This window comes from Amycolatopsis sp. NPDC052450 (assembly GCF_044547565.1).
Lineage (GTDB): Bacteria > Actinomycetota > Actinomycetes > Mycobacteriales > Pseudonocardiaceae > Amycolatopsis.
Genome location: NZ_JBIUAQ010000022.1, coordinates 20,093 through 43,295 on the forward strand (window position 1 = coordinate 20,093; position 23,203 = coordinate 43,295).

Genomic DNA, 23,203 nt, shown 5'->3' on the forward strand with positions numbered 1-23,203 from the left:
ATGTACTTTAAAGGCGCTGGCTGGCGTTGCGAAAGCCACTTTCGCAACGTTGAAGGTTGCGAAAGTGGCTTTCGCAACACAGTCGCCGGGCGTCGTGAGGTTCCGGAAGTACATGAAGGCCCCCTTCCTTGCGTCTAGCGCAAGGAAGGGGGCCTTCATGTACTTATCGAGGCGGGGCGGGACCTGACGTACCCGTCGCTGAGTCAGCTCTTCGCGCGCACCTCGGAGGCGGCAGCGTCGGCGTCGGCGTCCTGCTGCGCGAGTTCGTACTCGGCCGCGTCGGAAGCGGCGGTGACGGCCTCCGGGGCGCCACCGTGCAGCAGCCGCGCCACTTCACCGCGCAGCGTCACGAACTCCGCGGACTCACGCGTGGTGATCTGGTTCCGCTCCGCGGGCAGCCCGACCGGCAGATCCGCGACGATCTTGGCGGGCGACTTCGACAGCACCAGCACCCGGTCCGAGAGGTAGACGCTCTCGTCGATGTCGTGCGTGACAACGAGAACCGTGCTGCCGTTCTCGCGCTGCACGCGCCGGGTCAGGTCCTCGAGTTCGAACCGCGTCTGCGCGTCGACCGACGCGAACGGCTCGTCCATCAGCAGCAGGGCGGGGCGGCTGGCCAGCGCCCGCGCGATCGACACGCGCTGCTGCATACCGCCCGAGAGCTGCCACGGGAACTTCGAGCCGACTTCGGACAGGCCGACCGACTCCAGTGCCTCCTGCGCCCGCGTCCGGCGCTCGGAGCGGCTCAAGTTACGCCACCGCAAGGGGAATTCGACGTTCTTGGCGACCGAGAGCCACGGGAACAGTGAGCGGCTGTAGTCCTGGAACACCACGGCCAGATCCTCCGGCACGCCGGAGACGTCGTCGCCGTGCAGGCTGACGCGGCCGGATGTCGGCTTGATCAGCCCGGCGATGCAGCGCAGCAGCGTCGACTTGCCGCAGCCCGACGGGCCGACGATGCTCGCGAGCTGTCCCGCTTCCACGGTGAACGACAGATCGTTGACCGCGATGTGCGCCTTTTCTCCCGCGCCGTAACGGTGGTTCAGCCCGGAGACTTCGAGCATGGTTGACATCTTGCTGACCCTTCGTGTCCTTGAGGCGAAGCCGCGACCGCGATCGACGTCGGCAGGGCGCTCGTTCGTGACGCTTCTCGAGTTGTGCGGTCCGGCGCCCTGCCACCGCGATAGCGGGGCCTGCGGCCGGGGCGGCTTCGAACCTGTGGCTGATTTCCGCTGCATCCCTCTGCTCCGTCGTCCAGCCGAATTTAGAGACGGCCGTTGCGGGTGGGCTGCCAGCGGAGCACTCTCTGCTCCACCGCGAGGAAGGCCGCGTTGAACCCGAAGCCGAGGAGCCCGAGCAGGACCAGCCACGACCACATGAGCGGGAAGTCGAACGCCTGCTGGGCGTCCATCAGTGACCGGCCGATGCCGTTGTAGGAGCCGACCAGTTCCGAGATCACCATCAGCAGCAGGGAAATGGACAGGCTCAGCCGCAGGCCCGCGAAGATCTTCGGCCCGGCGGCCGGCAGGACGATCGAGCGCACCCAGTACGACCGCGGGGTCCGGAACGATTTCGCGGTGTCGATCTTCACCTGGTCCACCGACCGGACGCCGTCCACGGTGTTGAGCAGCACCGGCCAGATCGCGCCGAAGATGATCGATCCGGTCTGCATACCCGGTCCGAGTCCGAAAAGGACGATGAACACCGGGATCAGCGCGGGCGGCGGCACCGAGCGGAAGAAGGCGAAAAGCGGTCCGACGTAGTCCATCCCGGTCTTGGACCGGCCGAGCATGACCCCCAGCGCGACGCCGATCGCGCCGGCCAGCAGCCAGCCGCCGAGTGTGCGGCCGAGGCTCGGCAGGACGTTGGCGAACACGGTGTCGGTGAGGAACAGTTGTGAGGCCGGACCGGTGAACCACAGTTTCGCCGAGGTGGTCAGGATTTCGGTCGGCGGCGGGAAGAACGGGCTCTGGCCGAGCCGGGTCGCGAGCTCCCAGATCCCGAGCAGGGCGAAGAAGAGCAGCCAGTTGCGGACGAGGATGCCGATACCCCGGCCCACGCGCCTGCCGACGCGGCTGGTCAGCGTGAGGGTCGTCACGAGACCGCCTCCCGGTCGACCGTGCTCCAGCGGAACGCCCGCCTGCCGATCATCTCGAGTCCGCCGTTGATGAGGAAGCCGAGCGCGCCGACCACCACGGTGCCCGCGAGCACGAGGTCGAACCTGGTGGAGCCGGTGCTGGCCTGCATGATGAAGTTGCCGATGCCGAGTTTGGCCCCGGCGAGGAATTCGGTGCTGACCACCGCGATCAGCGCGATGTTGGCGGACAGCCGGACCCCGGTGAACACGAACGGCGCGGTATGCGGCAGCGCCACCGACGTCAACGTCCGGAACTTACTGGTACCGCAGGCTTTCGCGGTCTCCTGCAGGACGGGGTCGATCTCGCCGAGCGCGTAGATCGTGTTGAACATGATGGGCCACAACGACGCGTACACGGCCAGCGTGATCTTCGCTTCGGGGCCGCCGCCGATCAGCAGGAGCACCAGCGGGATCAGCGCGACGGCGGGGATCGGCCGCAGGAACTCGATGACCACCGCGGTCGCGGTGCGCAGGCCGGGGATGCTGCCCAGCAGCAGACCGGCGGGTACGGCGATGGCGACCGCGATCAGCAGGGCGATCGCCCACGCGAGGAACGTGGCGATCAGGTCCCGGATGAACTGCGTCTCACCGAACTGTTCGAAGATCGTCACGAGGACGACGGTCGGCGGGGGAAGGAACTCTTTACGGACCAGGCCGGCCTGGACGATCACTTCCCAGACGAGGAAGAAACCGGCCAGACCGGCCAGGGCACGGAGAAGTCGTGGCACCTTGACCTTTATCCAGCTTGAGGGGCGAGCATCGGAGCGGCGTCGAGCTTGGCCGAGATCACTCCGGTCTGCAGCAGCAGATCCGGCACGCGCTGCAGGCGACGGGCGTCCAGGGTGGCCCCGAACGTCGGCAGCGTGAGCAGTGAGGCGGTTTCGGCGTCGACCTTGGCGTACTTGACGATCATCGGTTCGATCTTGGAGCGGTCGGCCGAATCGCGCACGGCCTTGGCCAGTGCGCGCTGGAACGCGGCCAGCGTCTTCGGGTTCTTGTCCACGAAGGAGCCGAGCGCGCCGAACCCGGCCAGGGGGAAGTCCGTGGTGGCGCCGGTCGCGATGTCGACGACCGGGGTCGCGCCGACGACCTTGGACGCCTGGGTCAGGAACGGCTCGGGCAGGTAGCCCGCGTCGACCTGGCCCGCGCCGAGCGCGGCGGAGATGTTGGGCAGCGCCATCGGCACCCACTGGACCTTGCTGGTGTCGACGCCGTGGTCCTTCATCACCGAGACGGTGAGCAGGTGGGAGGCGGTGTTCTTGTCGGTGATCGCGATCTTCTTGCCCGCGAGGTCGTTGATCGTCTTGACCGTGGAGTTCGGCACCGTGACGACCGCGTTGCTCTTGGGGCTGGCCGACACGGAGTCGGCGACGAGCCGGATGTCGGCGGCGCCCTTGCTCTTCGCGACGAAGAACGGCATGTAGGTGGAGAAGGCGATGTCGACCTCGCCACCGATCATCTTGGTCATCGACTGCTGGCCGCTGGGGGCGTCGACCGCTTCGACCTCGAGGCCTTCGGCCTTGAAGTAGCCGCCTTCCTGCGCCAGCCGCAGCGGCGCGAGGTCGACGACGGGCAGCAGGGCCACCTTGATCTTCGGCTTCTCCAGTGCGCCGTCACCACCACCGGACGCTTTGGACGTGTCATCGCCGCCGAGGGCACCACAGGCGCCCAACGTGGCCAGCATGAGCGCGCTCAGGGCGACACCGATGGCACCTCGGCCTCTACGCGCACCACTCCTGCTCATGGCGTTTCGAAACAAAGCCAGCTCCTCGGAAACAATGAATCACCGTTGGGGTTTTTTCATCCGTGTCGTGGCTTCAATTCGCCAGGCACGCGGTCACCTTAGAGATTTGCCCACCTGCTCACAATGGGTGCTGTCAGCGGGTGATCATTTTAGGCCATTCGCCCGATCCCCTGATCACCCGCTTGGACAACATTACTTTCAGTGATCGAATTACGGGTGGAACCGCAATTCGGAGTAACCGCGTGTCATCAACTGGTGGTCTGCGGCGCGATCATCGGGCCGACGTCGATCTTGGTCTGGATGGCGCCCATCTGCAGGAGCAGGTCCGGGACCCGCTGGATGCGGCGGGGGTCCAGGGTGGACTGGAAGGTCAGCAGCGTGGTCAGCGCGGCGGTGTCCTGGTCGATCTTGGCGTACTTGACCAGCAGCGGCTCGATCTTGGAGCGGTCAGCCGCGTCCCGGGTGGCCTTCTGCATGGCGCGCTGGAAGGCGGCCACGGTCTTCGGGTTCTCGTTCACGAACTTGCCGAGCGACCCGTAGCCCGCGGTGGGGAAGTCCTGGGTGGCGCCGGTGGCGGTGTCCACGACCGGGACGGTGCCCGCCTGCTTCGCGGTCTGGGTGATGAAGGGCTCGGTCAGGAAGCCGGCATCGATGTCACCGTTCTTGAGCGCGGTCCCGATGTTCGGCAACGGGATCGGCACCCACTGCACCTTGCTCGCGTCGACGCCGTGGTCCTTCATGACCGATTTGGACAGTGTGTCCGACACGGTGTTCGGCGCGGTGATACCGATCTTCTTGCCCGCCAGGTCGCTGACGCTCTTCACCGTCGACGTCGGCAGGGTGACCAGCATCGTGCTCTTCGGACCGGCGGAGGAGGCGTCCGCGACCAGCTTGATGTCCGCGGTGCCCTTGCTCATCGCGATGAAGAACGGCGTGTAGCTCGCGTACGCGATGTCGACCTCGCCGCCGATCAGCTTGGTCAGCGAGACCTGGCCGGTCGCGGCTTCGATGGCCTCGACGTCGAGGCCCTCGTTCTTGAAGTAGCCGCCGTCCTGCGCCAGCCGCAGCGGCGCGAGGTCGATGGTCGACATCACGGCGACCTTGATCTTCGACTTCTCGAGGTTCCCCGAGCCGCCGGAGGAGGACGAATCGTCGCCGCCGAGGAGGCCGCAGCCGCTGACCGATACCGAAACGACGGCCGCCATCGCGAAGGCGAGGGCTCCACGCCGGCCAAGGCTGACGCTCAAGGCCTTCTTCGAGCTTGCAGAGCCAAGCAAAGGGATGCTCCTGATCAAGGGAGGGACACGTGATGACGTGGCCTGATGTGGAATTCGGAAGTGACTCTTTGTCGAGCCACGGGCCCACTGTAGAGAACGGACAGAGCGCTCACAATGGGTGGTCATCCCATGATCCCAAGTGGTAACGATCACCCGAACAGGTTGTTTGTCAGAAGTGAACACAACTGGGCGTGTTCGTGGCGGGGACTTGTTGACAACTGAGCGCCAACGGGTCAAGACCCGTACGGGGTCTTCTTGCACGTCTTGACCGAAGGGTTACATCTGGCCCTCCCGTTCGCTACCCTCATGCACCGGTAGTGAGGTGTGGACCACTGATGTAGTGAAAGAGAGTGCCTTGGATGGCCGAACGCTCTGGACCTTTCCCGAGGTGCAAGGCACTCTGTGTCAAACACGTTGAACACGTCCGTGCTTCACTGGTGCGTCCCCGCGCACTGGCGGGTTGGGCCGAATAGACCAATGGCGTCAGGCAGGGTTTCGGTCAAGTGCACTTGAGAGACTGCGTCAAAGACGACTTCCGCATTTCCAGGAGTGGACCCGCACGCCGTGCGCGCCCCTCCAGGGTGACGGGAGTGAGCGGATAGTGGTCTCCGACAACCGACCCAGACAGCAGCAGTACGGCATGTCCAAAATGGGCTTTCCCGGCCCGGATGAAGATGATGGTGGTGCGGCGGTGCCGAACGAAGACACCGCGGGGGTGGGAGGGGCCCCTGCGCGGGATACCGGAGACGGTCCTGGCGGGAAGGCCGGGTCGTTCCTGGGCCTGCGTAACTGGCGTCTGCGATCGAAGCTCGCGGCCGTTCTGATCATCCCGACGCTGACCGCGCTCGCGCTCGGCACGCTGCGCGTGATCGACGACAGCAGCGAGGCGGCGAGGTTCCAGGACACGGCCGACCAGGTCGCGTTCGCCGACAAGATCACGCTCGTGGTGCACGAGCTGCAGAGCGAACGCGCGCTCGCCGTCGCCAAGATCGCCTCCGACGAGCCGTCGCGCCAAGCCGGCCTCGACGCGCAGATCTCCAAGGTCGACCGCGCGGTCGACGATCTGCGCGCTTCGGCGAACCAGATCAACCCGGATGACCAGGACACGAGGGACCGTTATTCGCGTGGTCTGCAGCGGCTCGACGCCCTGCGCCCGCTGCGCGGCGCGATGAACACCTCGCTGCTGGGCGACACCCCGGTCCTCATCGCCTACTCCGGCATCCTCGACTCGCTGGTCCAGCTCGGCCGCGAGGTGACGACCGCGGTGGCGAACCGCGACGTCCTCCGGCTCGGCGTGACCGTGCAGGCCGTCAGTGAGAGCAAGGAGTTCATCGCCCGCGGTGACGCGGCGCTGCTGATCGCCTCCTTCCGCTCCTCGTTCCCCGGCGACCTGTTCGACCAGGCCCGGTCGGCGGTCGCGAGCGGTGACGCCTCGACGGCGGCCTTCCTCGCCAACGCCAGCCCCGAACAGCGGCAGCTCTACTCGGACACCTTCTCCGGCCCCGAGGTCGACGACCGCCGCCGGATCACCACGATGGCGTTCTCGCTGCACCAGCAGAACGAGCCGCCGTCGATCGACAACGTCGCGCTCGGCAACGACAGCCGGGTCGCGCTGGACAAACTGCGCGCGGTCGAGACCAACCTGCTCGGCCAGCTGCGGGCACAGGCAGACGAACTGGCGACCGACGCGATCAACTCGGCCTGGATCGGCGGCGCGATCGTGCTGCTGGCCCTGCTCGCGGCGCTGTTCCTGATGCTCGTCATCGCCCGCCTGATGCTGCGCCCGCTGCGGATCCTGCGGAAGACCGCGCTCGACGTCGCGTACACACGACTGCCGGAAACCGTGCAAGCGATCCTCGACGACCCGGACCCGGTCAACGCCTCGAAGCGGTCGGTCGAGCCGGTGCCGGTCACTTCGCGTGACGAGATCGGTGAAGTGGCGCGGTCCTTCGACGTCGTCCACGCGCAGGCCGTCAAGATGGCCGCCGAGCAGGCCCTCCTGCGAGAGAACGTCAACGGCATCTTCGTGAACCTGTCCCGCCGGTCGCAGCGGCTGGTGGAACGCCAGCTCGGCGTGATCGACCGGCTCGAGGCCGACGAGCAGGACCCGGACCACCTGGCCAGCCTGTTCGAGCTCGACCACCTCGCCACGCGGCTGCGCCGCAACGGTGAAAGCCTCCTGGTGCTCTCGGGCGCCGGTCTCGCGAAGTCGGTGCCCAAGCCGGTGCCCGCCGCCGACGTCATCGGCGCCGCGGTTTCGGAGATCGAGCAGTACGCCCGGATCGAGATCGGGATCGTCCCCGAGGTCGCCGTCCAGGGCCTGACGATCCACGACCTCGTGCACGTGCTCGCGGAACTGCTGGACAACGCCACCTACTTCTCCGAGCCGGAGACGAAGGTGACCGTCCGCGCGGTGATCACCCGCAAGAAGGCGCTCGCCATCCAGGTCACCGACCACGGTGTCGGCATGACCGAGGAGCGGCTCGCCGAGGTCAACCAGCGCCTGGCCGACCCGCCGGACCTGGACGTCTCGGTGACCCGGCGGATGGGCCTGTACGTGGTCGCGCGCCTGGCGCGCCGTCACGGCATCGAGGTCCGGCTGCGGGAGAACGAGGACATCGAGGGCGGCGTGATCGCGCGGGTCGTCGTACCCGCCGAACTGCTCACGCAGATGCGGCCCGGCGTGCGGACTCCGCCGCCGAGCCGTTCGGAAACGTCGATGCCTTCGATGCCGTCGGCGTCCGAGATGTCGACGTCGCTGCCGAACATCCCCGCTTCCGACCGCGGCCTGGAGATGACCCCGCCGCCGCCGTCGAAGCCCCCGGCTTCGCAGCCGATCGCGCAGCAGGGCGGGCTCGTCCCGCTCGACCAGCCGATCAGCCTCGACGACCTGGTCGCGGGCAAGAACGCGGCCGGACCGTTCCTCAGCCCCGCGGCCCCCGCCGACGAGACCCCGGCGTGGCCGACGGCCGAGGACATCTCGCCGCCGAACGGCGACGGCGCCTCCAGCGGCACCGAGACCCAGTTCGCGTCGCTGGTGCTGCCGAAGCGGGAGCCGAAGTACAACCCGGTGGAAACGCCGAACAGGGCAATGGGGTTCTCGGAGTCGTCGGAGTCCGAGCGGTCTTCGGACGAAGGCAAGTCGGCGCTCGACGACGACGTGCCCACCCGGCGGCTGCCGATCTACCAGTCGGTGCTGTCCCGTTGGTTCAGCGAAGGCGACGAGGCGGGCGCGGGCGCCGACACCCCGACCACCTACACGGAGCCGGTCGAGTCCGCCCTGCCCGAGCAGACCCGTGACACCGCCGCCGACGCGGTGGAACCAGACGTCGGGGACACTGGCGACACTCCCGGAGAGGCATTGCCCACTCGGACCCCTCGGACTGTTCCGCCGGAGACCGCGCTCCAGGACAATGGCTGGCGCAGCGCGTCGGACGACGGCTGGCAGGCGGCGCAGGTCCTGTACGAAGACCGGAACGACGAGATCACCCCGGCGGGCCTGCCCAAACGGGTGCCGAACCAGTACCTCGTCCCCGGCTCGATCGGCGGGGACGAGCCGAAGAAGGAAGACTCGTTCGCCGACAAGACCTCCGGAATGCCGGGAACGGGTGCGATCGCCCGCTCGGCGACGGCGGCGAGGAGTCGGATGGCAAGCTTCCAGCAGGGCTACAAGTCGGGACGGCACGCGTTGAAGGAACGCCCGATCGACGCGCTGGATGACAACGGCGTTCCGGTGACCGGCGGAGGTTCCTCCGCCGATGACAGCAGTAAGGAGTGACAGTGACACGGGCGGGTGCGATGCAGCCGGGTGGTCCGGCGCAGCCTGGCGGCCAGGCGCAGGGTAAAGGACACACGAGCAGCTTTGCCTGGCTGATCACGGATTTCGTGCACCGGGTCCCGGGCGCGGCGCATGCCGTGGTGGTGTCGGCGGACGGTTTGCTGCTGGCCTCTTCGAAGGGACTTCCCAAGGACAGGGCCGATCAGCTGGCCGCGGTCGCGTCGGGGCTCACGAGCCTCGCGCGCGGTGCGGCGAAGGTGTTCGAAGGCGGCACGGTCGCGCAGACGGTGGTCGAGATGGCCAACGGCTTCCTCTTCCTGATGTCGGTGTCCGACGGGTCCTGTCTGGCGGTCCTCGGATCGCCGGAGAGTGACATCGGCCTGGTCGTCTACGAGATGACCTTGCTGGTGGAACGGGTGGGGCAACAGCTGACACCGGAGATGCGCGCGCAGCTGCAGGGCGCGTCGGTCCGCCGCTGAGCGACCGGGAACCGAGGAGAATGCCGTGGACGACGGGCGCTTGAGGGGCGATGGCCGGCTCGGTGACGACTTCTCCGGCGGGTGGTCGGAACGTGACGACGGCCGGGAGGACTGGACGTCCTTCCGGGACCGGGTCGACCGCGAATGGCGATCGCGACGGGCACAGGGGTCGGACAACGACCCCGTGTCCCCGGACGAGGCCTCCCGCTGGCTGACCGATTCGAACGCGGGACAGGGACCCGCCGATTTCAGCGTCACGGACTACCGGGAACGCCTGCTCGGCGGGCCCGGGGCCGAACTGTTCGGTGGTGGCAGCGGTCCGCTCTACGATTCCGGCGAGTTCGCCAAGTTCTCCTTCGACAAGGAGGAGGAACGCCGGGCGGCCGCGGCCGCCGCGGATCCGCTCGCCGCGGCACTGCCGCAGCAGGCACAGAACGAATACGTCGACGAGCAGTACACCACCGACGTCGAATCATCCGGCCTGGTCCGGCCGTACTTCCGCACGCGGGGACGGACCAAGCCGACGTACGACCTTGCCATCGAGGCGTTGATCTCGACCAGTGAACAGGGACGTGTGCTCGACCGGGTACGCGTCCCCGAACACCGGTCGATCTGCGACCTTTGCCTGGACACCCGGTCCGTCGCCGAAGTCGCGGCGCTGTTGCGCCTGCCGCTCGGCGTGGTCCGGGTGCTGATCGGAGACGTGGCCGGCCTCGGCCTGGTCCTGGTGCACACTGCCAGCCAGAACGTGGGTGACCGGCCCAGTATCGAGTTCATGGAGAGGGTGCTCAGTGGGCTTCGGAGAATTTGACTCCGACGCGAATGCGCCGCAGGTGGCCGGGCCGACGTCGTCGGCCAAGATCGTGGTCGCTGGCGGATTCGGCTCGGGGAAGACCACGCTGGTCGGAGCGGTTTCGGAGATCGATCCGCTGACCACCGAGGCCATGATGACCGAGGCCAGTACCGGCGTCGACGACAATTCGGCCACCCCGAACAAGTCGACGACGACCGTGGCCATGGACTTCGGCCGGATTTCGCTGGACTCGGACCTGGTGCTGTACGTGTTCGGTACGCCGGGCCAGCACCGGTTCTGGTTCATGTGGGACGACCTCGCGGTCGGCGCCATCGGTGCCGTCGTGCTGGTCGACACGCGGCGGCTCGCCGACGCGTTCCCGTCGATCGACTTCTTCGAGAACCGGAAGCTGCCGTACGTCGTGGCGATCAACTGCTTCGACCGGCTGCTGCACCACCAGATCGAGGACGTCCGGCACGCGCTGACGATCTCGCCGTCCGTGCCGATCATGGCCTGTGACGCCCGGGAACGTGAGTCCGCCAAGCAGGTGTTGATCTCGGTCGTGCAGCACGCCATCGCACACGATTCGGCGTTGCGCGCGGGCTGAAAGGGACAAAACCCCGGAGCGGATGCGGCCGTTGGAGTGAACTCGGCAGGCTTCACCCGCTTCGGGGACGGCGCCATCAACCGGCGCGGACGCGGGGCGATCCCTTTCACGCGATCCGGTGGCGACCCTGCCCGATCGGGCGATCGAAATGCCGGTGACCTGCGTGGACGCCGGTTCACCCCGGGTCGCACGCGGCCACCAAGGGGTGACCCACGAATGCGTGGTTCGCGATAGGTCGACGCGGTGAGCGGCTGGACGTTCACGTTCGGTTAACGCGGCCGGCCGGGTGGCGGGCTCGACACGATCGGCGGGACGAATACGCTGGGTGGAGGCGTCTTTGGGCTCGCCGGTACCGGGATCGGTGCTGGTCGGGGGAGAGCCGCCCGGACCACGCCGCCCAGGTGGTCTTGACGCAGCGAGGAGGGACTTGTGACGGCATCCGGACAGCAGCAGAGCTCGTTCGGCTGGCTCATCACGGATTTCGCGCGCCGGGTTCCCGGTGCCGCGCACGCCGTGCTGGTCTCGGCGGACGGTCTTCTCCTCGCGCCGTCGGAAGGGCTGCCGCAGGAGCGGGCCGAACAGCTGTCCGCGGTCGCCTCCGGACTGATCAGCCTCACCGCCGGCGCCGCCCGCTGCTTCGACGCGGGCGGGGTCAACCAGACCGTCGTCGAGATGGAACGCGGTTACCTCTTCCTCATGTCGGTCGCCGACGGCTCCTCACTCGCCGTACTGGCCGCGCCGACCTGTGACATCGGCACCGTGGCCTACGAGATGACCCTGCTCGTCGAGCGGGTCGGCCAGCAGATCACGCCCGAGCTGCGCGCGCAGCTGCAGGGCGGCGTACGTGGGTAAGCGCCGATGAAGATCACCGGATTCACCGAACCGGAACCTTCCGGCTGGGACTCCCTCTACCAGGGCACCGAACGCGAGGCCTTCGATTCCCCGAGCCGGTTCGAGCTGAGCTCGATCAGCACGGTCATGCCGCGCCGCCCTCCCGCGCCGCCGCCCGCCCCGGCGTCGATGCCCTCGCCCCTTCGCCAATCGCCGCCGCCGCGCGTCACCGCCCACGACGCCGCGCCCGCCTCGGTCTACATGCCGCCGTCGCCGGGCTCGCGGGTCCGGCCCTACACCCGCACCGGCGGACGCACCCGCACCGCGCACGACCTGGCGCTGGAGGCGCTGGTGTCGACCAGCGAAGACGGCCGCCGGTACCGCGGCGTGCGGACCCCCGAACACCGGCAGATCTGCGACCTCTGTCTCGATACCCGGTCGATCGCGGAGATCGCCGCGCATCTGCGGCTGCCGCTGGGCGTGGTGAAGGTGATCGTCGGCGACATGGCGGACGCCGGCCTGGTGCTGATCCACCAGACGGAGCTGATCCTCGGCGACTCTTCTTCGCGCGCTTTCATGGAGCGGGTGCTTCAAGGCCTTCGCGCCCTCTGACTCCCGCAATCAGTCACCTACTTGCGACCTCGGCTCAGGTGCGGCCGCGGACCGATGCCCCCAATGTGCCATTGGGGACACTGAGCGTCCCCAATGTGACATTGGGGGCGTGATTCCCCGGATCGCCGACTTGCGGACCGCAATTAGAGGACTAATTGCGGGGGCGTCAGTCTTCGACGAGGGCGGCCGAGGTGATCCGGTGCAGCGGGTAGCGCTCGTGGTCGGTCCCTTCGAGGACTCCGCCGCCGACCCGCAGCGGCCGCACCACCCGCTGGCTCGCCGTCCCGCGTGAGTCGACGAAGCCGATCCACACCTCGCGGCGCTCCATGGTCGCCTGGGACAGCAGCGCAAGCGTCGCGGACGTGTCCCCGGCGCCGCCTCCCTGTGGCGCGCGCACCGTCTCGCCCCGGCGGCGCGCCGAAGCGGCGTCACCGGCCCGGACGTGCGCGACGATCTTGCCGACCTGGTCGTCGGTCAGTCCGGCAGGCTCTCCGGGGGCCCGACGCGCGGTACGCGCCTTCGCGGGCAGGCGACGTCCGGAAGGCCTGATGTCCATGACGCGTCCGTCGGGGCCTTCGGCGGCCGGAGCGAACCCGGCGGCGCGGAGCGCGTCGAGGACTTCGGCGAGCGGGTACGCGCTGATGAGCACTGTCGGCGCGATCATGCGCAAGCCGTACTCCGTCGCGACCGGGCTGCCCATGACCTCGGCGAGCAGTGACGCGTCGTCGCAGCGCAGGAAGGATTCGGCGGCCCCGCCGCGCAGCCGCCCGTGCCGCCGGGCGACGTCGTCGATCAGGTAGCTCAGCGATTGGGGCACCGGCGTCGCCGACCGGGTCGTGAACAGCTGGTGCAGTTCGCCCGCGGTCCGGCCGGTGTCGAGCGCGCGCCGCACGGACGTCTCGGTGATCCGGTAGACGGTCGCGTGCCCGGAGGATTCGATGTCGGCGACGGCGGTCATGTCGGCCGCGAGTTCGGCCTCCAGCGGACCCGGCGCGACCACGGTCAGATCGGCCTGGACCAGGACGTGGTCCACCGGACGCGGCAGTGCGTCGATCATCGCTTCGACCGCTCCCGGCCGGTCCTCGGCCAGCAGCGCCCGGGTCGCCGTGGTGAGCCCGCCGAGCCCGATCAGGCCGAGCGCCGCCCCCTCGGCCATCGTCCAGCGCACGGTTTCGTCCCGCAGCCGCCCGCCTCGCCGCGGCGCGCGCCAGGCGAGGGCGGCGACCAGTTCGTCGGTGCTCTTCACGCCCGCGCCGTCGGGAAGCGCGGCCAGGGCCAGGAGGATCCGCCGCCGCGACGTGGGCGCCAGCGGACGGCGCAGTTCCTCCGACAGCGGCGCGATCGGCTTGTCCTTCGCGTCCCGCCCACCGGCGAGACCGGGCAGCCGGGGCAGTTCGAGCCAGGCCTGGGCGATCGTCATCCAGCGTTGCGCGGTCGGCGACGCGAGCCATGAATCCGTGAGCGTCGTCGGCACCCACTCCGGCGTGGTCGCTTCGCTGTCGGCCACCAGCCCGGCGCCGACCGCGATCTCCGCCAGGAGGGTCACCCGTGTCTCGTCGACGTCGAGATCCTTGGCGAGCTTCTTCAGTTCGCGGACCCCGAGCCCGCCGGACTTCAGCACCGGCGGCGGCGTCTCCGACCACGCGCGGAGCATGCTTTCGGTCTGGCGCAAGAACTCCATCGCCTCGCCGGCCGCCGTCGCGTCCACTGTGGACGGCTGATGTGGATGCGTGGGGAGTTCCGGTTCGCGCAGCGACGCCGGGTCGAACACCGACCCTCCGCGCAGCGCGATCCCGATCTCACGCGGCAGTTCGACGGTCTGGTCGTCCCGGCGCAGCAGCAGCCCGCGGGCGAGCAGGCGCTGGACCGGGTTCTGCGCCCGCTCCAGCGGGACGTCGGCCGACGCGTCGCGGGTGCGGCCGATCGGCGGCCCGGCGGCCAGCGTCGTCAGCAGGGCTCGTTCGTCCTCGCCGACCTCCGCGAGCGCGGCGTCGATGTCCGTTCCGGCGAGCGAGGGCGACGAAGACCCGAGCCCGGCGGGGAAGGGGCCGAGCGCGTCGCGGGCCGACGGCGGGACGCGCAGCGCTTCGTCCTCACCCCAGACCAGGGCCCGCTTGCGCAACAGCGCCAGCGGCTCGCCGATCTTCGTGCCCACGAGCCGCGCGACCTCGGCCGCGGCGACCGGATCGGTGTCCGCTCCGGCCAGCAGGAGAGCGTCGAGGACGGAGAGAGTGAAGGTGTCGAGGTCTTCGCAAGCACGCGCGACGGAGCCCGGCGTGCCGGCCCGGGTGGCGAGCACGATGGTGTCAGACGGGGGTGGCGTGGACAGGTCGCGACGCGTGCGCAGCAGTGCGGCGAGAGCATCGTCGGACTCCTGGCGCAGCCAGTCCGCCAGGGATGGCGCGGGCATAGACGACCAGGATACCGGGCGGGTGGTGGCCCGCCAGTGGCGTTCGGGCAGACTGTCCCGTGAGAACGGCTTGACCATGCTCTGGAGGACGTTGTGGCGAAGGGCGATAACAAGAAGCGCGCGGGCATCGACCCCACGTGGCCCGGTGAAGACGGGGAGCACCCCGTCACCGAGCTCGCGTCCGATCGGCAGGGTGCGCTGTCCCCGTTCGGCGACGTGACCTTCCCGCTCGAGAGCGTGCCTTACGTGCACCCCGAGACCGAGATCAACCGGTAGAAAAGCTACTCGCCGGTTACCCCTGCGAAGGTCCGTGGCGGTCGTCACGGGAGTAGGTTTTCGATCGACCTATTCGAGCGTTCCTCAGCGGGGGTAGTGCCATGCCGGTTCCCGGTCCCGGATATTCGATCACCGTCCGGGTGGAGGCCCCCGCGTCGTCCACCGCGGCGGGTGACCTGACGACCGCCGTCGGCAGGGTCGGCGGTGTGCTGACCGCGTTCGACGTCGTCGAGTCGCACCCCGAGTCGATCGTCGTCGACATCAGCGCCAACGCCCTGTCGGAGAACCACGCGCAGGACATCACGCAGACCCTGGACTCGCTGCCGGGCGTGCGCGTGCGCAAGGTCTCCGACCGGACGTTCCTGATCCACCTCGGCGGCAAGATCGAGGTCACCCCCAAGGTCGCGCTCCGTAACCGTGACGACCTCTCCCGCGCGTACACGCCCGGCGTCGCCCGCGTCTGCCAGGCGATCGCCGCGAACCCCGAGGACGCGCGCCGCCTGACCATCAAGCGCAACACCGTCGCCGTGCTCACCGACGGCTCCGCGGTGCTGGGCCTCGGCAACATCGGCCCGGCCGCCGCGCTCCCGGTGATGGAGGGCAAGGCGGCGCTGTTCAAGAAGTTCGCCGACGTCGACGCGTGGCCGGTCTGCCTGGACACCCAGGACACCGAAGAGATCATCATGATCGCGAAGGCGCTCGCGCCGGTCTACGCGGGCATCAACCTCGAAGACATCGCCGCGCCGCGCTGCTTCGAGATCGAGAAGCGCCTGCGTGAGCAGCTCGACATCCCGGTGTTCCACGACGACCAGCACGGCACCGCGATCGTCGTGGTCGCCGCGCTGCGCAACGCCCTGCGCGTGGTCGGGAAGAACATCGAAGACTGCAAGATCGTCGTCAGCGGCGTCGGCGCGGCGGGCTCGGCGATCATCCGCTTGATCCTCGGCAAGAACCCGGGTGACATCGTGGCCGCCGACATCGACGGCATCGTGCACTCCGCGCGCGGCAACCTCGACGAGAACCTCACCTGGATCGCCGAGCACACGAACAAGGAGCAGCAGGCGGGCACACTGCACGAGGCGCTCGTCGGCGCCGACGTGTTCATCGGCGTCTCCGCGCCGAACCTGTTCGGGGCCGAGCAGGTCGCGACCATGAAGTCCGACGCCGTCGTGTTCGCGCTGGCCAACCCGGACCCGGAGATCGACCCGCTGGAGGCGCAGAAGCACGCGGCCGTGGTCGCGACCGGCCGCAGCGACTTCCCGAACCAGATCAACAACGTGCTCGCGTTCCCCGGCGTCTTCCGCGGTCTGCTCGACGCGCAGGCGCACCACATCGACGACTCGATGCTCCTCGCGGCCGCCGACGCCATCGCGGACGTCGTGGACAACGGCAAGCTGAACGCTTCCTTCATCGTGCCCAGCGTGTTCGACAGCGCCGTCGCCCCCGCCGTCGCGGAAGCCGTCAAGAAAGCCGCCAAAGCTGCGAAGGCCGCGAGCTAGAGAGCGATAGCAAAGGTCCCTTGCTCCATTCGGAGTCATCGTCATCACTGAGGCCGACCTCGTGGCCGACTTCAGGGTGACGACTCCGCGCCCGGCCCGCTCATAGGCTCGATCCCGACCAAGAAGTCGATCATGACGGGGGTTGGGGATGAATCGCTCTGTCCTGAGCAGGATCGGGACACTCACGGCCGCGGCGGCGACGGTGGCGGTACTCGTACCGGCCACGGCGTCCGCCGCGGTTTCGTCTGTGCGCTGGGGGCCGTGTCCGGAGGACGTGGCCGCGCCGGGGGTCGAATGCGGCACGTTGCCGGTTCCGCTCGACTACCGGAAGCCCGGCGGCGCCACCATCGACATCGCCGTTTCGAAACTCGCCAGCACCAAGCCGGCGAAGCGGCGCGGGATCATGCTGACGAATCCGGGCGGCCCCGGCGGGCCCGGGCAGTCCATGCCCGCCGGGCTGCGGGCGGCCGGTATGCCGTCGAGTGTGCTCGACGCGTACGACATCATCGGGTTCGACCCGCGCGGGATCGGGCGCAGCACACCGGTCACCTGCGATCTCAAGCCCGAGCAGCAGGTGAGCAACGTTCCGCCGTACGCGCGTGACGCGGCCGCGGTGGCCGAGCGGGCGACGTACGTGGCCGGTATCGCGAAGCAATGCGGTGGGTCGAAGACCGCCGCGAACCTGCCGTACATCACCACGGCCAACACCGCCCGCGACATGGACCGCATCCGCGAAGCCCTCGGCGAGAAGAAGCTCTCGTACTACGGCGTCTCGTACGGCAGTTACCTGGGCGCCGTGTACTCGACGCTGTTCCCGCAGCAGACCGATCGCGTCGTGATCGACAGCGTGACCGGGCCGGGCGGGCTCGATCCGGTCACCTCGCGTCGCCTGGCGGAGGGGTTCGAGGACCGCTTCCCGGACTTCGCGAAGTGGGCGGCGGCGCGGCACGCGAGCTACGGGCTGGGCCGTACTCCGCAGCAGGTGACGGCGAAGTTCTACGAACTCGCCGCCAAACTCGACGGCGGCGCGGTCCCGGGCGTGGACGGCGCGGCGTTCCGCATGGGCACCTTCGGGGCGCTCTACGCGACCAAGACGTTCCCGGTGCTCGCGCAGCAGTGGCAGTCGCTCGACGGTGAAGGCGTCTTGAAGCAGACCGCCGAGACGGCACAGATCGACCCGGCGCAGCTGCTGGCCGGGCAGTTGCACGTGGTCTGCAACGACGCGAACTGGCCGGAGGACGTCGCGACCTACCAGCGCAACGTCGCCAAGGACCGGGTGAAGTACCCGATGTTCGGCGCGGCGGGGGCGAACATCTGGGCCTGCGCGTACTGGCCGTCCGAGCAGATCGAGCCGACGGTACGGATCGGCGACCGGGGGCCGTCGAACATCCTGATGGTGCAGAACCTGCGTGACCCGGCGACTCCGCTCAGCGGTGCCAAGGAGATGCGCCGCGCACTCGCTGACCGGGCGCGGATCGTGACCGTGGACGAGGGCGGGCACGGTGTCTGGCTGAGCGACGAGAACGCCTGCGGCAACAACGCCGTCAACCGGTTCCTCGTGGAAGGCAAGCGCCCCGCACGCGACACGGCCTGTGCCGCGGACAAGGGAGGGCTCTTCGCTTCGATGACGCCGGAGCAGCGGCAGGAACGCGAGAAGGCGCTCGACGAGGTTCGCTCGAAGCAGCGCATGTTCTGAGGACTAGCCTGCTTGGCGTGAGTGAACTCAGCCACGTCGACCATACGGGTGCCGCCCGTATGGTCGACGTTTCCGGCAAGACGCCCACCGCCCGCACCGCCCTGGCGGGCGGCACCGTGCACACCACGGCCGAGGTGCTCGGCCTGCTGGCGACGGACGGGCTCCCCAAGGGCGACGCCCTCGCGACCGCCCGGATCGCGGGCATCATGGGCGCGAAGAAGGTGCCCGAGCTGATTCCGCTGTGCCACCAGATCGCGCTGTCCGGGGTGAAGGTCGAGTTCGCCCTCGCCGAGACCGCCGTGCACATCACCGCGACCGCGAAGACGAACGACCGGACCGGCGTCGAGATGGAGGCGCTGACCGCCGTCGCCGTCGCCGGGCTGACCCTGCACGACATGATCAAGGCCGTCGATCCCGCGGCGACCCTCGACGATGTCCGCCTGATCCGCAAGGACGGCGGCAAGACCGGGACCTGGGAGCGGCCGTGAACCGCGTCGCGAGGGTGATCGTGGCGTCGAACCGCGCCGCGAAGGGCGTCTACGAGGACACGACCGGTCCGGTCATCACGGACTGGCTCGCCGCACGCGGCTGGGACGTGCCCGGGCCCGTGGTCGTCGAGGACGGGGAGCCGGTCGGTGAAGCGTTGCGCGACGCCGTCGCGGCCGGGGTCCAGGTGATCGTGACGACCGGCGGCACCGGCATCTCGCCGACGGACCGCACTCCGGACGTCACCCGCGCCGTCCTCGACTACGAACTGCCCGGCGTCGCGGACGCGATCCGCGCCGCCGGACTGCCCAAGGTGCCCACAGCCGTGCTCTCCCGCGGGGTCGCCGGCGTCGCCGGCCGGACCCTCGTGGTGAACCTGCCCGGCTCACGCGGCGGCGTGAAGGACGGCCTGGGCGTACTGGACGGGATCCTCGACCACGCCGTCGACCAGCTGGCGGGCGGCGACCACCCACGGGAGGCACAGCAGTGAGCGTTCGGGTCGCACGGATCGCGGTGGTCGACGAGCCGCTTTCGGTCGAAGAGCACGCCCGGCTGGTGGACGACGCGGCCGCGGGCGCCGTCGTCACCTTCGGCGGGGTCGTGCGGGACCACGACGGCGGGCGTTCGGTGGAACGGCTCGCCTACGAAGGCCACCCCAGTGCCGCCGACGTGCTCGCGGAGGTCGTCTCCGACCTCTCGGGAAAGTGGGCGGGCGTGCGCGCGGTCGCTGTCAGTCACCGGCTGGGCGCGCTGGCCATCGGGGACGTCGCGCTGGCCTGCGCCGTGGCGGCCGAGCACCGGGGCCAGGCCTTCGCGGCTTGTTCGGAGCTGGTCGACGAGGTCAAGGCGCGGCTGCCGGTGTGGAAGCACCAGCACTTCAGCGACGGCAGCGACGAGTGGGTCAACTCGCCGTAGCGGGGTGACCGAGCCACAAGTCGCCGCAATGAAGGGGCCTTTCATAGCAAATTTTGCAATGAAGGGCCCCTTCATTGCACGCGGCTACGCGGGCACGAGGGGTGCGGGCCTGAGGCGCCGGGCCCCGGACACGACAAAGCCCCACCGCCGGGGGAATGGCGCGGTGGGGCCTTGTCAGTCGTGACGTGGCCGCGCGGGGAATCCCGCGGGCATCACGACTTACCGGTGCTCAAGAGCTCACTTGGTGGCGAGCTTCTGGCCGACGACGATGAAGTCGGCGTTGGGCACGTATTCCTTGTTCAGGTCCTGCAGCTTCTGGAAGCCGCCCTGGACGTTGAACTTGGAGGCGATCTTGGACAGCGTGTCGCCGGCCACGACGGTGTAGTCACCCGCCGGGTTGGAGTTCGCGACATTGGCGGCGGCCGGGGCCGGGGCCTGCTGCTTGGTGACCGGAGCGGTCGACTTCTTCGGGGTCACCTTCTTGGTGGCCTTCGGGGCGGTCGACTTGGCCTTGGCGGGGCTGGCGGAGCCGCCCTTCTTGCCACAGTGCGGCCACGCGCCGATGCCCTGGCCCTGGAGGACCCGCTCGGCGACGGCGATCTGCTGCTCACGCGACGCGTTGTGCGCGCTGCCGGTGCCACCGTAGGCGCGCCAGGTGCTCTGCGAGAACTGCAGACCACCGTAGTAGCCGTTACCGGTGTTGGTGTTCCAGTTTCCGCTGCTCTCGCACTGCGCGATGGCGTCCCAGTTGGTCGCCGACGCGGGGGTCGCGGCGATGGCGAGGGGGGCGCCGACCGCGACGCCCGCAATGGCAACGCGAGCGATGTGACGGGTGGCGGCGGACATCTTGCGGTGCTTGCCTCGGTAAGACATGTGAGTACATCTCGCTTCCTGCGCCTACGAGCCTGTGCTGAGGGAAGGACTCGCGGGTCCTGGCCGGCCGTCTCAGGCCGGCTGACTTCACCGGACGCACGCCGCGTCGGCTCTGTCCCCTCGTCCCTGTCCGGAAATGCTTTCGCTCGGGGTTGGGTCCGGGAATCCGTTGGACAGGGCTCGGCGCTACGGGTTCCCGGTGTTGCGTGGTCGGTCGGGGCCAACCGAAAAGCGACGGTACGTAACGAACGGCCGGGATGGAAATTATTCGAGCTGTGACCTACATCACAGTAACAGCACGCAACCTATAACGATTCGACTGTTTATGCAGGTCAGCGGGCCGTTATCTGGCCGTTGCCTGACCGAGATAATTCACGGATCGTGAGGCTTGCATCACGTGGATTAAGGGCTGACTGGACCATTCGTGCGCCTTCGCGCGCTATTGGGCCGCGCACTTTAGCGAGACCTCAAGAAGTTCGCCAGCCCTGGCAGGTCGTCCGTATTCAGGTGGTCGACCCCGGCGTCGGCCAGCTCTTTCCAAAGCGCGTCACGGGCTGGCCCGGCGGCATCCGGCGTCGCCCAAAAGCGCACTCGCTGGCCCGCCGCGTGGGCGCTTTTGACCAGTTCGTGTAGTTTTGCCCGCTCCGTGGCCGGGAAGGGGCCTTCACCACTCCAGGTGAACAGCCCCGTCCAGGAGTCCGAGACCAGCGGGGTCATCCGGCGGTCCGAGCCGATGCCGAGGTCGTTCTGGTCCTTGATCCGGCCGTCGTAGAAGGCGAGCCGGAACTTCTGCCCGAGCATCACGTCCTTGGGCCGCCCGCCGGAGATCACCGCGGTGACGGCTCGCTTCTGTACGTGCCCGAACGCGTACAGAGAGAAGAGGAAGGAATAGCGCGGGTCGTACAGCCGCTTCTCCAGCGCCGCGTACGTGCTGTTCGCGTCCCCCTTGACGTCGATCAGCAACTGGAACTCGAGACGCTGCCGGTAGACGCCCACGCCGTGGTTGGCCAGGACGCGCTTGCGCAGCGGCTCCAGGTAGAGCGACTCGAGCGTGCGGTCCGGGCGAGTGCCGGCGAGGTCGTGCGCGACCAGCAACTGCCCGTCCACCAGGAAGATGTCGGCCTCGACGCTGGTGAAGCCCTGATCGAGCGCGTCCTGCAGCGGACGCGTGTGCTCGTAGTCGTTGTGGCTGTGCGCCTGCGGCAGTGGCCGGACGCCGCGCTCGTGGGCGGCGGCGGGGGCGGTCGCGAGGCTCGTGGCGGCGACCGCGGCGAGCAGCGCGGCGAGGACACGGCGGGGAGTGATCACTGGCGCATCCTCGGCGGCTTCGGCGACCAGCCGGTGAATTCCGGACGGACCGCGGGTCAAAGGCCCCGGAACGGCTCGCGGGGGAGCAAGGGGCCTTTGCTCTCACTTTCCCGCGTTTGCGCAGGTCAGCCGCCCGCGAACGGCGGCAGGACGTCCAGTTCGGCGCCTTCGATCAGCGGCCGCGTGAGATCTCGCACGGCGACGCCGTCCAGCAGGTACGAGACCGCTTCGAGCAGCTTCGCCAGCTTCTCCGGGTGAAGTTCACGCAGTCGGGCGACGGCGTCGGCGACGCGGGCGCCGTCCGGCAGGGTCACCTTCTCCTCGTCGAGGCCCGTGGCCGCGCGAGCCGAGGCGAAGTACCGCACCACGATGGTCACCATGTCAGCCGCCGATCGCGCTCATCGGCCGGATCGGCTGCGCGAACCCGGCCTCGTTGATCTCGTGTCCGGCGAGCTTGCCCCACATGGTCGCCCGCCAGGCGTCCGCCACCTCTTCTTCGCGCGCGCCCGCGCGCACGAGGGCGCGGAGGTCGGTCTCGTCGTTGCTGAACAGGCACGAGCGCACCGCGCCGTCCGCGGTCAGCCGGGTGCGCTCGCAGGCGCCGCAGAAGGGCCGGGTCACCGACGCGATCACGCCGACGTCGCCCGGTCCGCCGTCGACCAGCCAGCGTTCGGCGGGCGCCCCGCCCCGCGCGGCGGGGAACGGCGACAGCGAGAACTCCTCGCCGAGCATGCCGAGGATCTCCTCGGCGGTGATCATGTCGGCCCGGTTCCAGCCGTGCTGCGCGTCCAGCGGCATCTGCTCGATGAACCGCAGGTGGTAGCCCTCGGCGAGGCAGAACTTCAGCAGTGGCACGGCCTGGTCCTCGTTCAGGCCGCGCATGAGCACCGCGTTGACCTTCACCGGGTCCAGCCCGGCCTCCCTCGCGGCGGCCATGCCGGCGAGCACGTGCGAAAGCCGGTCGCGGCGCGTGATCGTCTCGAACAGCGCGCGGTCGACGGTGTCCAGCGAGACGTTGATCCGGTCCAAGCCGGCGTCGGCGAGCGACTTCGCGCGCTTCGCGAGCCCGATCCCGTTGGTGGTCATGGAAAGCCGCGGGCGCGGTTCGAGTGCCGCGACGCGCTCGACGATCTTCTCCAGCCCTTGGCGCAGCAGCGGTTCGCCGCCGGTGAGCCGGATGTCGGTGACGCCGAGCCGTTCGACGGCGATCCGCAGCAGGAACACGAGTTCGTCGTCGGTCAGCACGTCCGCGCTGGGCATCCATTCCAGCCCCTCGGCGGGCATGCAATAGGTGCAGCGCAGATTGCACTTGTCGGTGAGCGACACCCGCAGGTCGGTCGCGACCCGGCCGAAGGTGTCGATCAGCGCGGGATTGTCCGGCCTGGGCACGGTGGGGCCGCCGCGTGTACCGGGGACACGGGGAAACCCGAGATCGACTGCTGTCATTGTCACCAGACTAACCCCGAAGCGGGCGAAGCCGGC

20 protein-coding genes and 1 pseudogene are annotated in these 23,203 nt (G+C 69.0%); 11 read left to right on the plus strand and 10 right to left on the minus strand.

Going from position 1 to position 23,203, the window contains the following annotated elements; all coding sequences use genetic code 11:
- Positions 1 to 203: 203 nt before the first annotated feature.
- The 5 genes from ACIHAO_RS29425 to ACIHAO_RS29445 form a co-directional block, all read right to left on the minus strand.
- Positions 204 to 1,073: an ABC transporter ATP-binding protein gene (locus ACIHAO_RS29425; RefSeq protein ID WP_396563226.1), complete on the minus strand. Its 870-nt coding sequence runs from the start codon at positions 1,071 to 1,073 to the stop codon at positions 204 to 206.
- A gap of 191 nt (positions 1,074 to 1,264) precedes the next feature.
- The gene (locus ACIHAO_RS29430; protein WP_396563228.1) at positions 1,265 to 2,098 is read right to left on the minus strand and encodes an ABC transporter permease; all 834 of its coding nucleotides are present in this window, start codon (positions 2,096 to 2,098) and stop codon (positions 1,265 to 1,267) included.
- On the minus strand, positions 2,095 to 2,865 hold the full coding sequence (locus tag ACIHAO_RS29435) for an ABC transporter permease (protein WP_396563230.1): 771 nt from the start codon (positions 2,863 to 2,865) through the stop codon (positions 2,095 to 2,097). Before ACIHAO_RS29435 ends, ACIHAO_RS29430 begins: the two co-directional genes overlap by 4 nt.
- An 8-nt stretch (positions 2,866 to 2,873) precedes the next feature.
- Positions 2,874 to 3,881, minus strand: a complete 1,008-nt coding sequence (locus tag ACIHAO_RS29440) for an ABC transporter substrate-binding protein (RefSeq protein WP_396563232.1) — start codon at positions 3,879 to 3,881, stop codon at positions 2,874 to 2,876.
- Between the two features lie 248 nt (positions 3,882 to 4,129).
- A complete protein-coding gene (locus tag ACIHAO_RS29445; RefSeq protein ID WP_396563432.1) occupies positions 4,130 to 5,086 on the minus strand; it encodes an ABC transporter substrate-binding protein in 957 nt (318 codons plus the stop codon).
- A 712-nt stretch (positions 5,087 to 5,798) separates the two neighbouring features.
- Between ACIHAO_RS29445 and ACIHAO_RS29450 the strand changes: the two genes are divergently transcribed.
- The 6 genes from ACIHAO_RS29450 to ACIHAO_RS29475 all read left to right on the plus strand — a co-directional run bounded on the left by ACIHAO_RS29450 (position 5,799) and on the right by ACIHAO_RS29475 (position 12,258).
- Positions 5,799 to 8,936 carry a nitrate- and nitrite sensing domain-containing protein gene (locus ACIHAO_RS29450; RefSeq protein ID WP_396563234.1) on the plus strand — a complete coding sequence of 1,046 codons (3,138 nt, stop codon included), beginning with the start codon at positions 5,799 to 5,801 and terminating at the stop codon, positions 8,934 to 8,936.
- A 20-nt stretch (positions 8,937 to 8,956) separates the two neighbouring features.
- Complete coding sequence (locus ACIHAO_RS29455) at positions 8,957 to 9,415, plus strand: roadblock/LC7 domain-containing protein (protein WP_085939650.1); 459 nt, start codon at positions 8,957 to 8,959, stop codon at positions 9,413 to 9,415.
- Positions 9,416 to 9,440: 25 nt separating this feature from the next.
- Positions 9,441 to 10,226, plus strand: coding sequence for a DUF742 domain-containing protein (locus ACIHAO_RS29460; protein WP_125782102.1), 786 nt, complete (start codon positions 9,441 to 9,443; stop codon positions 10,224 to 10,226).
- The gene (locus ACIHAO_RS29465; protein ID WP_026467043.1) at positions 10,207 to 10,815 is read left to right on the plus strand and encodes an ATP/GTP-binding protein; all 609 of its coding nucleotides are present in this window, start codon (positions 10,207 to 10,209) and stop codon (positions 10,813 to 10,815) included. Before ACIHAO_RS29460 ends, ACIHAO_RS29465 begins: the two co-directional genes overlap by 20 nt.
- A 429-nt stretch (positions 10,816 to 11,244) precedes the next feature.
- Positions 11,245 to 11,667, plus strand: a complete 423-nt coding sequence (locus ACIHAO_RS29470; protein WP_020631857.1) for a roadblock/LC7 domain-containing protein — start codon at positions 11,245 to 11,247, stop codon at positions 11,665 to 11,667.
- A gap of 6 nt (positions 11,668 to 11,673) precedes the next feature.
- Positions 11,674 to 12,258, plus strand: coding sequence for a DUF742 domain-containing protein (locus ACIHAO_RS29475; protein WP_396563237.1), 585 nt, complete (start codon positions 11,674 to 11,676; stop codon positions 12,256 to 12,258).
- A 166-nt stretch (positions 12,259 to 12,424) separates the two neighbouring features.
- On the opposite strand, the gene ACIHAO_RS29480 is transcribed toward ACIHAO_RS29475, so the two are convergent.
- Positions 12,425 to 14,668: a helicase-associated domain-containing protein gene (locus ACIHAO_RS29480; RefSeq protein ID WP_396563239.1), complete on the minus strand. Its 2,244-nt coding sequence runs from the start codon at positions 14,666 to 14,668 to the stop codon at positions 12,425 to 12,427.
- Between the two features lie 93 nt (positions 14,669 to 14,761).
- Between ACIHAO_RS29480 and ACIHAO_RS29485 the strand changes: the two genes are divergently transcribed.
- The 5 genes and pseudogenes from ACIHAO_RS29485 (at position 14,762) to ACIHAO_RS29505 (ending at position 19,540) form a co-directional block, all read left to right on the plus strand.
- A complete protein-coding gene (locus ACIHAO_RS29485) occupies positions 14,762 to 14,944 on the plus strand; it encodes a hypothetical protein (protein ID WP_007033389.1) in 183 nt (60 codons plus the stop codon).
- Between the two features lie 101 nt (positions 14,945 to 15,045).
- Positions 15,046 to 16,443 (plus strand): NAD-dependent malic enzyme, encoded by a 1,398-nt coding sequence (locus tag ACIHAO_RS29490; protein WP_396563241.1) that lies wholly within the window; start codon positions 15,046 to 15,048, stop codon positions 16,441 to 16,443.
- A gap of 148 nt (positions 16,444 to 16,591) precedes the next feature.
- Complete coding sequence (locus ACIHAO_RS29495) at positions 16,592 to 18,139, plus strand: alpha/beta hydrolase (protein WP_396563243.1); 1,548 nt, start codon at positions 16,592 to 16,594, stop codon at positions 18,137 to 18,139.
- Positions 18,140 to 18,156: 17 nt separating this feature from the next.
- Positions 18,157 to 18,627 carry a cyclic pyranopterin monophosphate synthase MoaC gene (gene moaC / locus ACIHAO_RS29500; RefSeq protein ID WP_396563245.1) on the plus strand — a complete coding sequence of 157 codons (471 nt, stop codon included), beginning with the start codon at positions 18,157 to 18,159 and terminating at the stop codon, positions 18,625 to 18,627.
- Positions 18,624 to 19,540: pseudogene (locus ACIHAO_RS29505) on the plus strand (molybdenum cofactor biosynthesis protein MoaE). Before moaC ends, ACIHAO_RS29505 begins: the two are co-directional and overlap by 4 nt.
- Before the next feature lie 237 nt (positions 19,541 to 19,777).
- Here ACIHAO_RS29505 and ACIHAO_RS29510 read toward each other — a convergent pair.
- The 4 genes from ACIHAO_RS29510 to moaA form a co-directional block, all read right to left on the minus strand.
- Entirely contained in the window at positions 19,778 to 20,413 is a 636-nt protein-coding gene (locus ACIHAO_RS29510; RefSeq protein WP_125791375.1) for a transglycosylase family protein, read from the minus strand.
- Between the two features lie 456 nt (positions 20,414 to 20,869).
- Entirely contained in the window at positions 20,870 to 21,721 is an 852-nt protein-coding gene (locus ACIHAO_RS29515; RefSeq protein WP_396563248.1) for a phosphatidylinositol-specific phospholipase C/glycerophosphodiester phosphodiesterase family protein, read from the minus strand.
- A 125-nt stretch (positions 21,722 to 21,846) separates the two neighbouring features.
- Entirely contained in the window at positions 21,847 to 22,101 is a 255-nt protein-coding gene (locus ACIHAO_RS29520; RefSeq protein WP_396563250.1) for a MoaD/ThiS family protein, read from the minus strand.
- 1 nt (position 22,102) lies between these two features.
- Positions 22,103 to 23,167: a GTP 3',8-cyclase MoaA gene (gene moaA / locus ACIHAO_RS29525; RefSeq protein ID WP_396563252.1), complete on the minus strand. Its 1,065-nt coding sequence runs from the start codon at positions 23,165 to 23,167 to the stop codon at positions 22,103 to 22,105.
- Positions 23,168 to 23,203 lie beyond the last annotated feature (36 nt).

Bases quoted from the DNA above. Each gene is read 5' to 3' on its own strand.
- ACIHAO_RS29425 (WP_396563226.1), bottom strand. From the start codon at position 1,073: ATGTCAACCATGCTCGAAGTCTCCGGGCTGAACCACCGTTACGGCGCG.
- ACIHAO_RS29440 (WP_396563232.1), bottom strand. From the start codon at position 3,881: ATGAGCAGGAGTGGTGCGCGTAGAGGCCGAGGTGCCATCGGTGTCGCC.
- ACIHAO_RS29445 (WP_396563432.1), bottom strand. From the start codon at position 5,086: ATGGCGGCCGTCGTTTCGGTATCGGTCAGCGGCTGCGGCCTCCTCGGC.
- ACIHAO_RS29450 (WP_396563234.1), top strand. From the start codon at position 5,799: ATGTCCAAAATGGGCTTTCCCGGCCCGGATGAAGATGATGGTGGTGCG.
- ACIHAO_RS29455 (WP_085939650.1), top strand. From the start codon at position 8,957: ATGCAGCCGGGTGGTCCGGCGCAGCCTGGCGGCCAGGCGCAGGGTAAA.
- ACIHAO_RS29475 (WP_396563237.1), top strand. From the start codon at position 11,674: ATGAAGATCACCGGATTCACCGAACCGGAACCTTCCGGCTGGGACTCC.
- ACIHAO_RS29480 (WP_396563239.1), bottom strand. From the start codon at position 14,668: ATGCCCGCGCCATCCCTGGCGGACTGGCTGCGCCAGGAGTCCGACGAT.
- ACIHAO_RS29490 (WP_396563241.1), top strand. From the start codon at position 15,046: ATGCCGGTTCCCGGTCCCGGATATTCGATCACCGTCCGGGTGGAGGCC.
- ACIHAO_RS29495 (WP_396563243.1), top strand. From the start codon at position 16,592: ATGAATCGCTCTGTCCTGAGCAGGATCGGGACACTCACGGCCGCGGCG.
- ACIHAO_RS29510 (WP_125791375.1), bottom strand. From the start codon at position 20,413: ATGTCTTACCGAGGCAAGCACCGCAAGATGTCCGCCGCCACCCGTCAC.
- ACIHAO_RS29520 (WP_396563250.1), bottom strand. From the start codon at position 22,101: ATGGTGACCATCGTGGTGCGGTACTTCGCCTCGGCTCGCGCGGCCACG.
- moaA (WP_396563252.1), bottom strand. From the start codon at position 23,167: ATGACAGCAGTCGATCTCGGGTTTCCCCGTGTCCCCGGTACACGCGGC.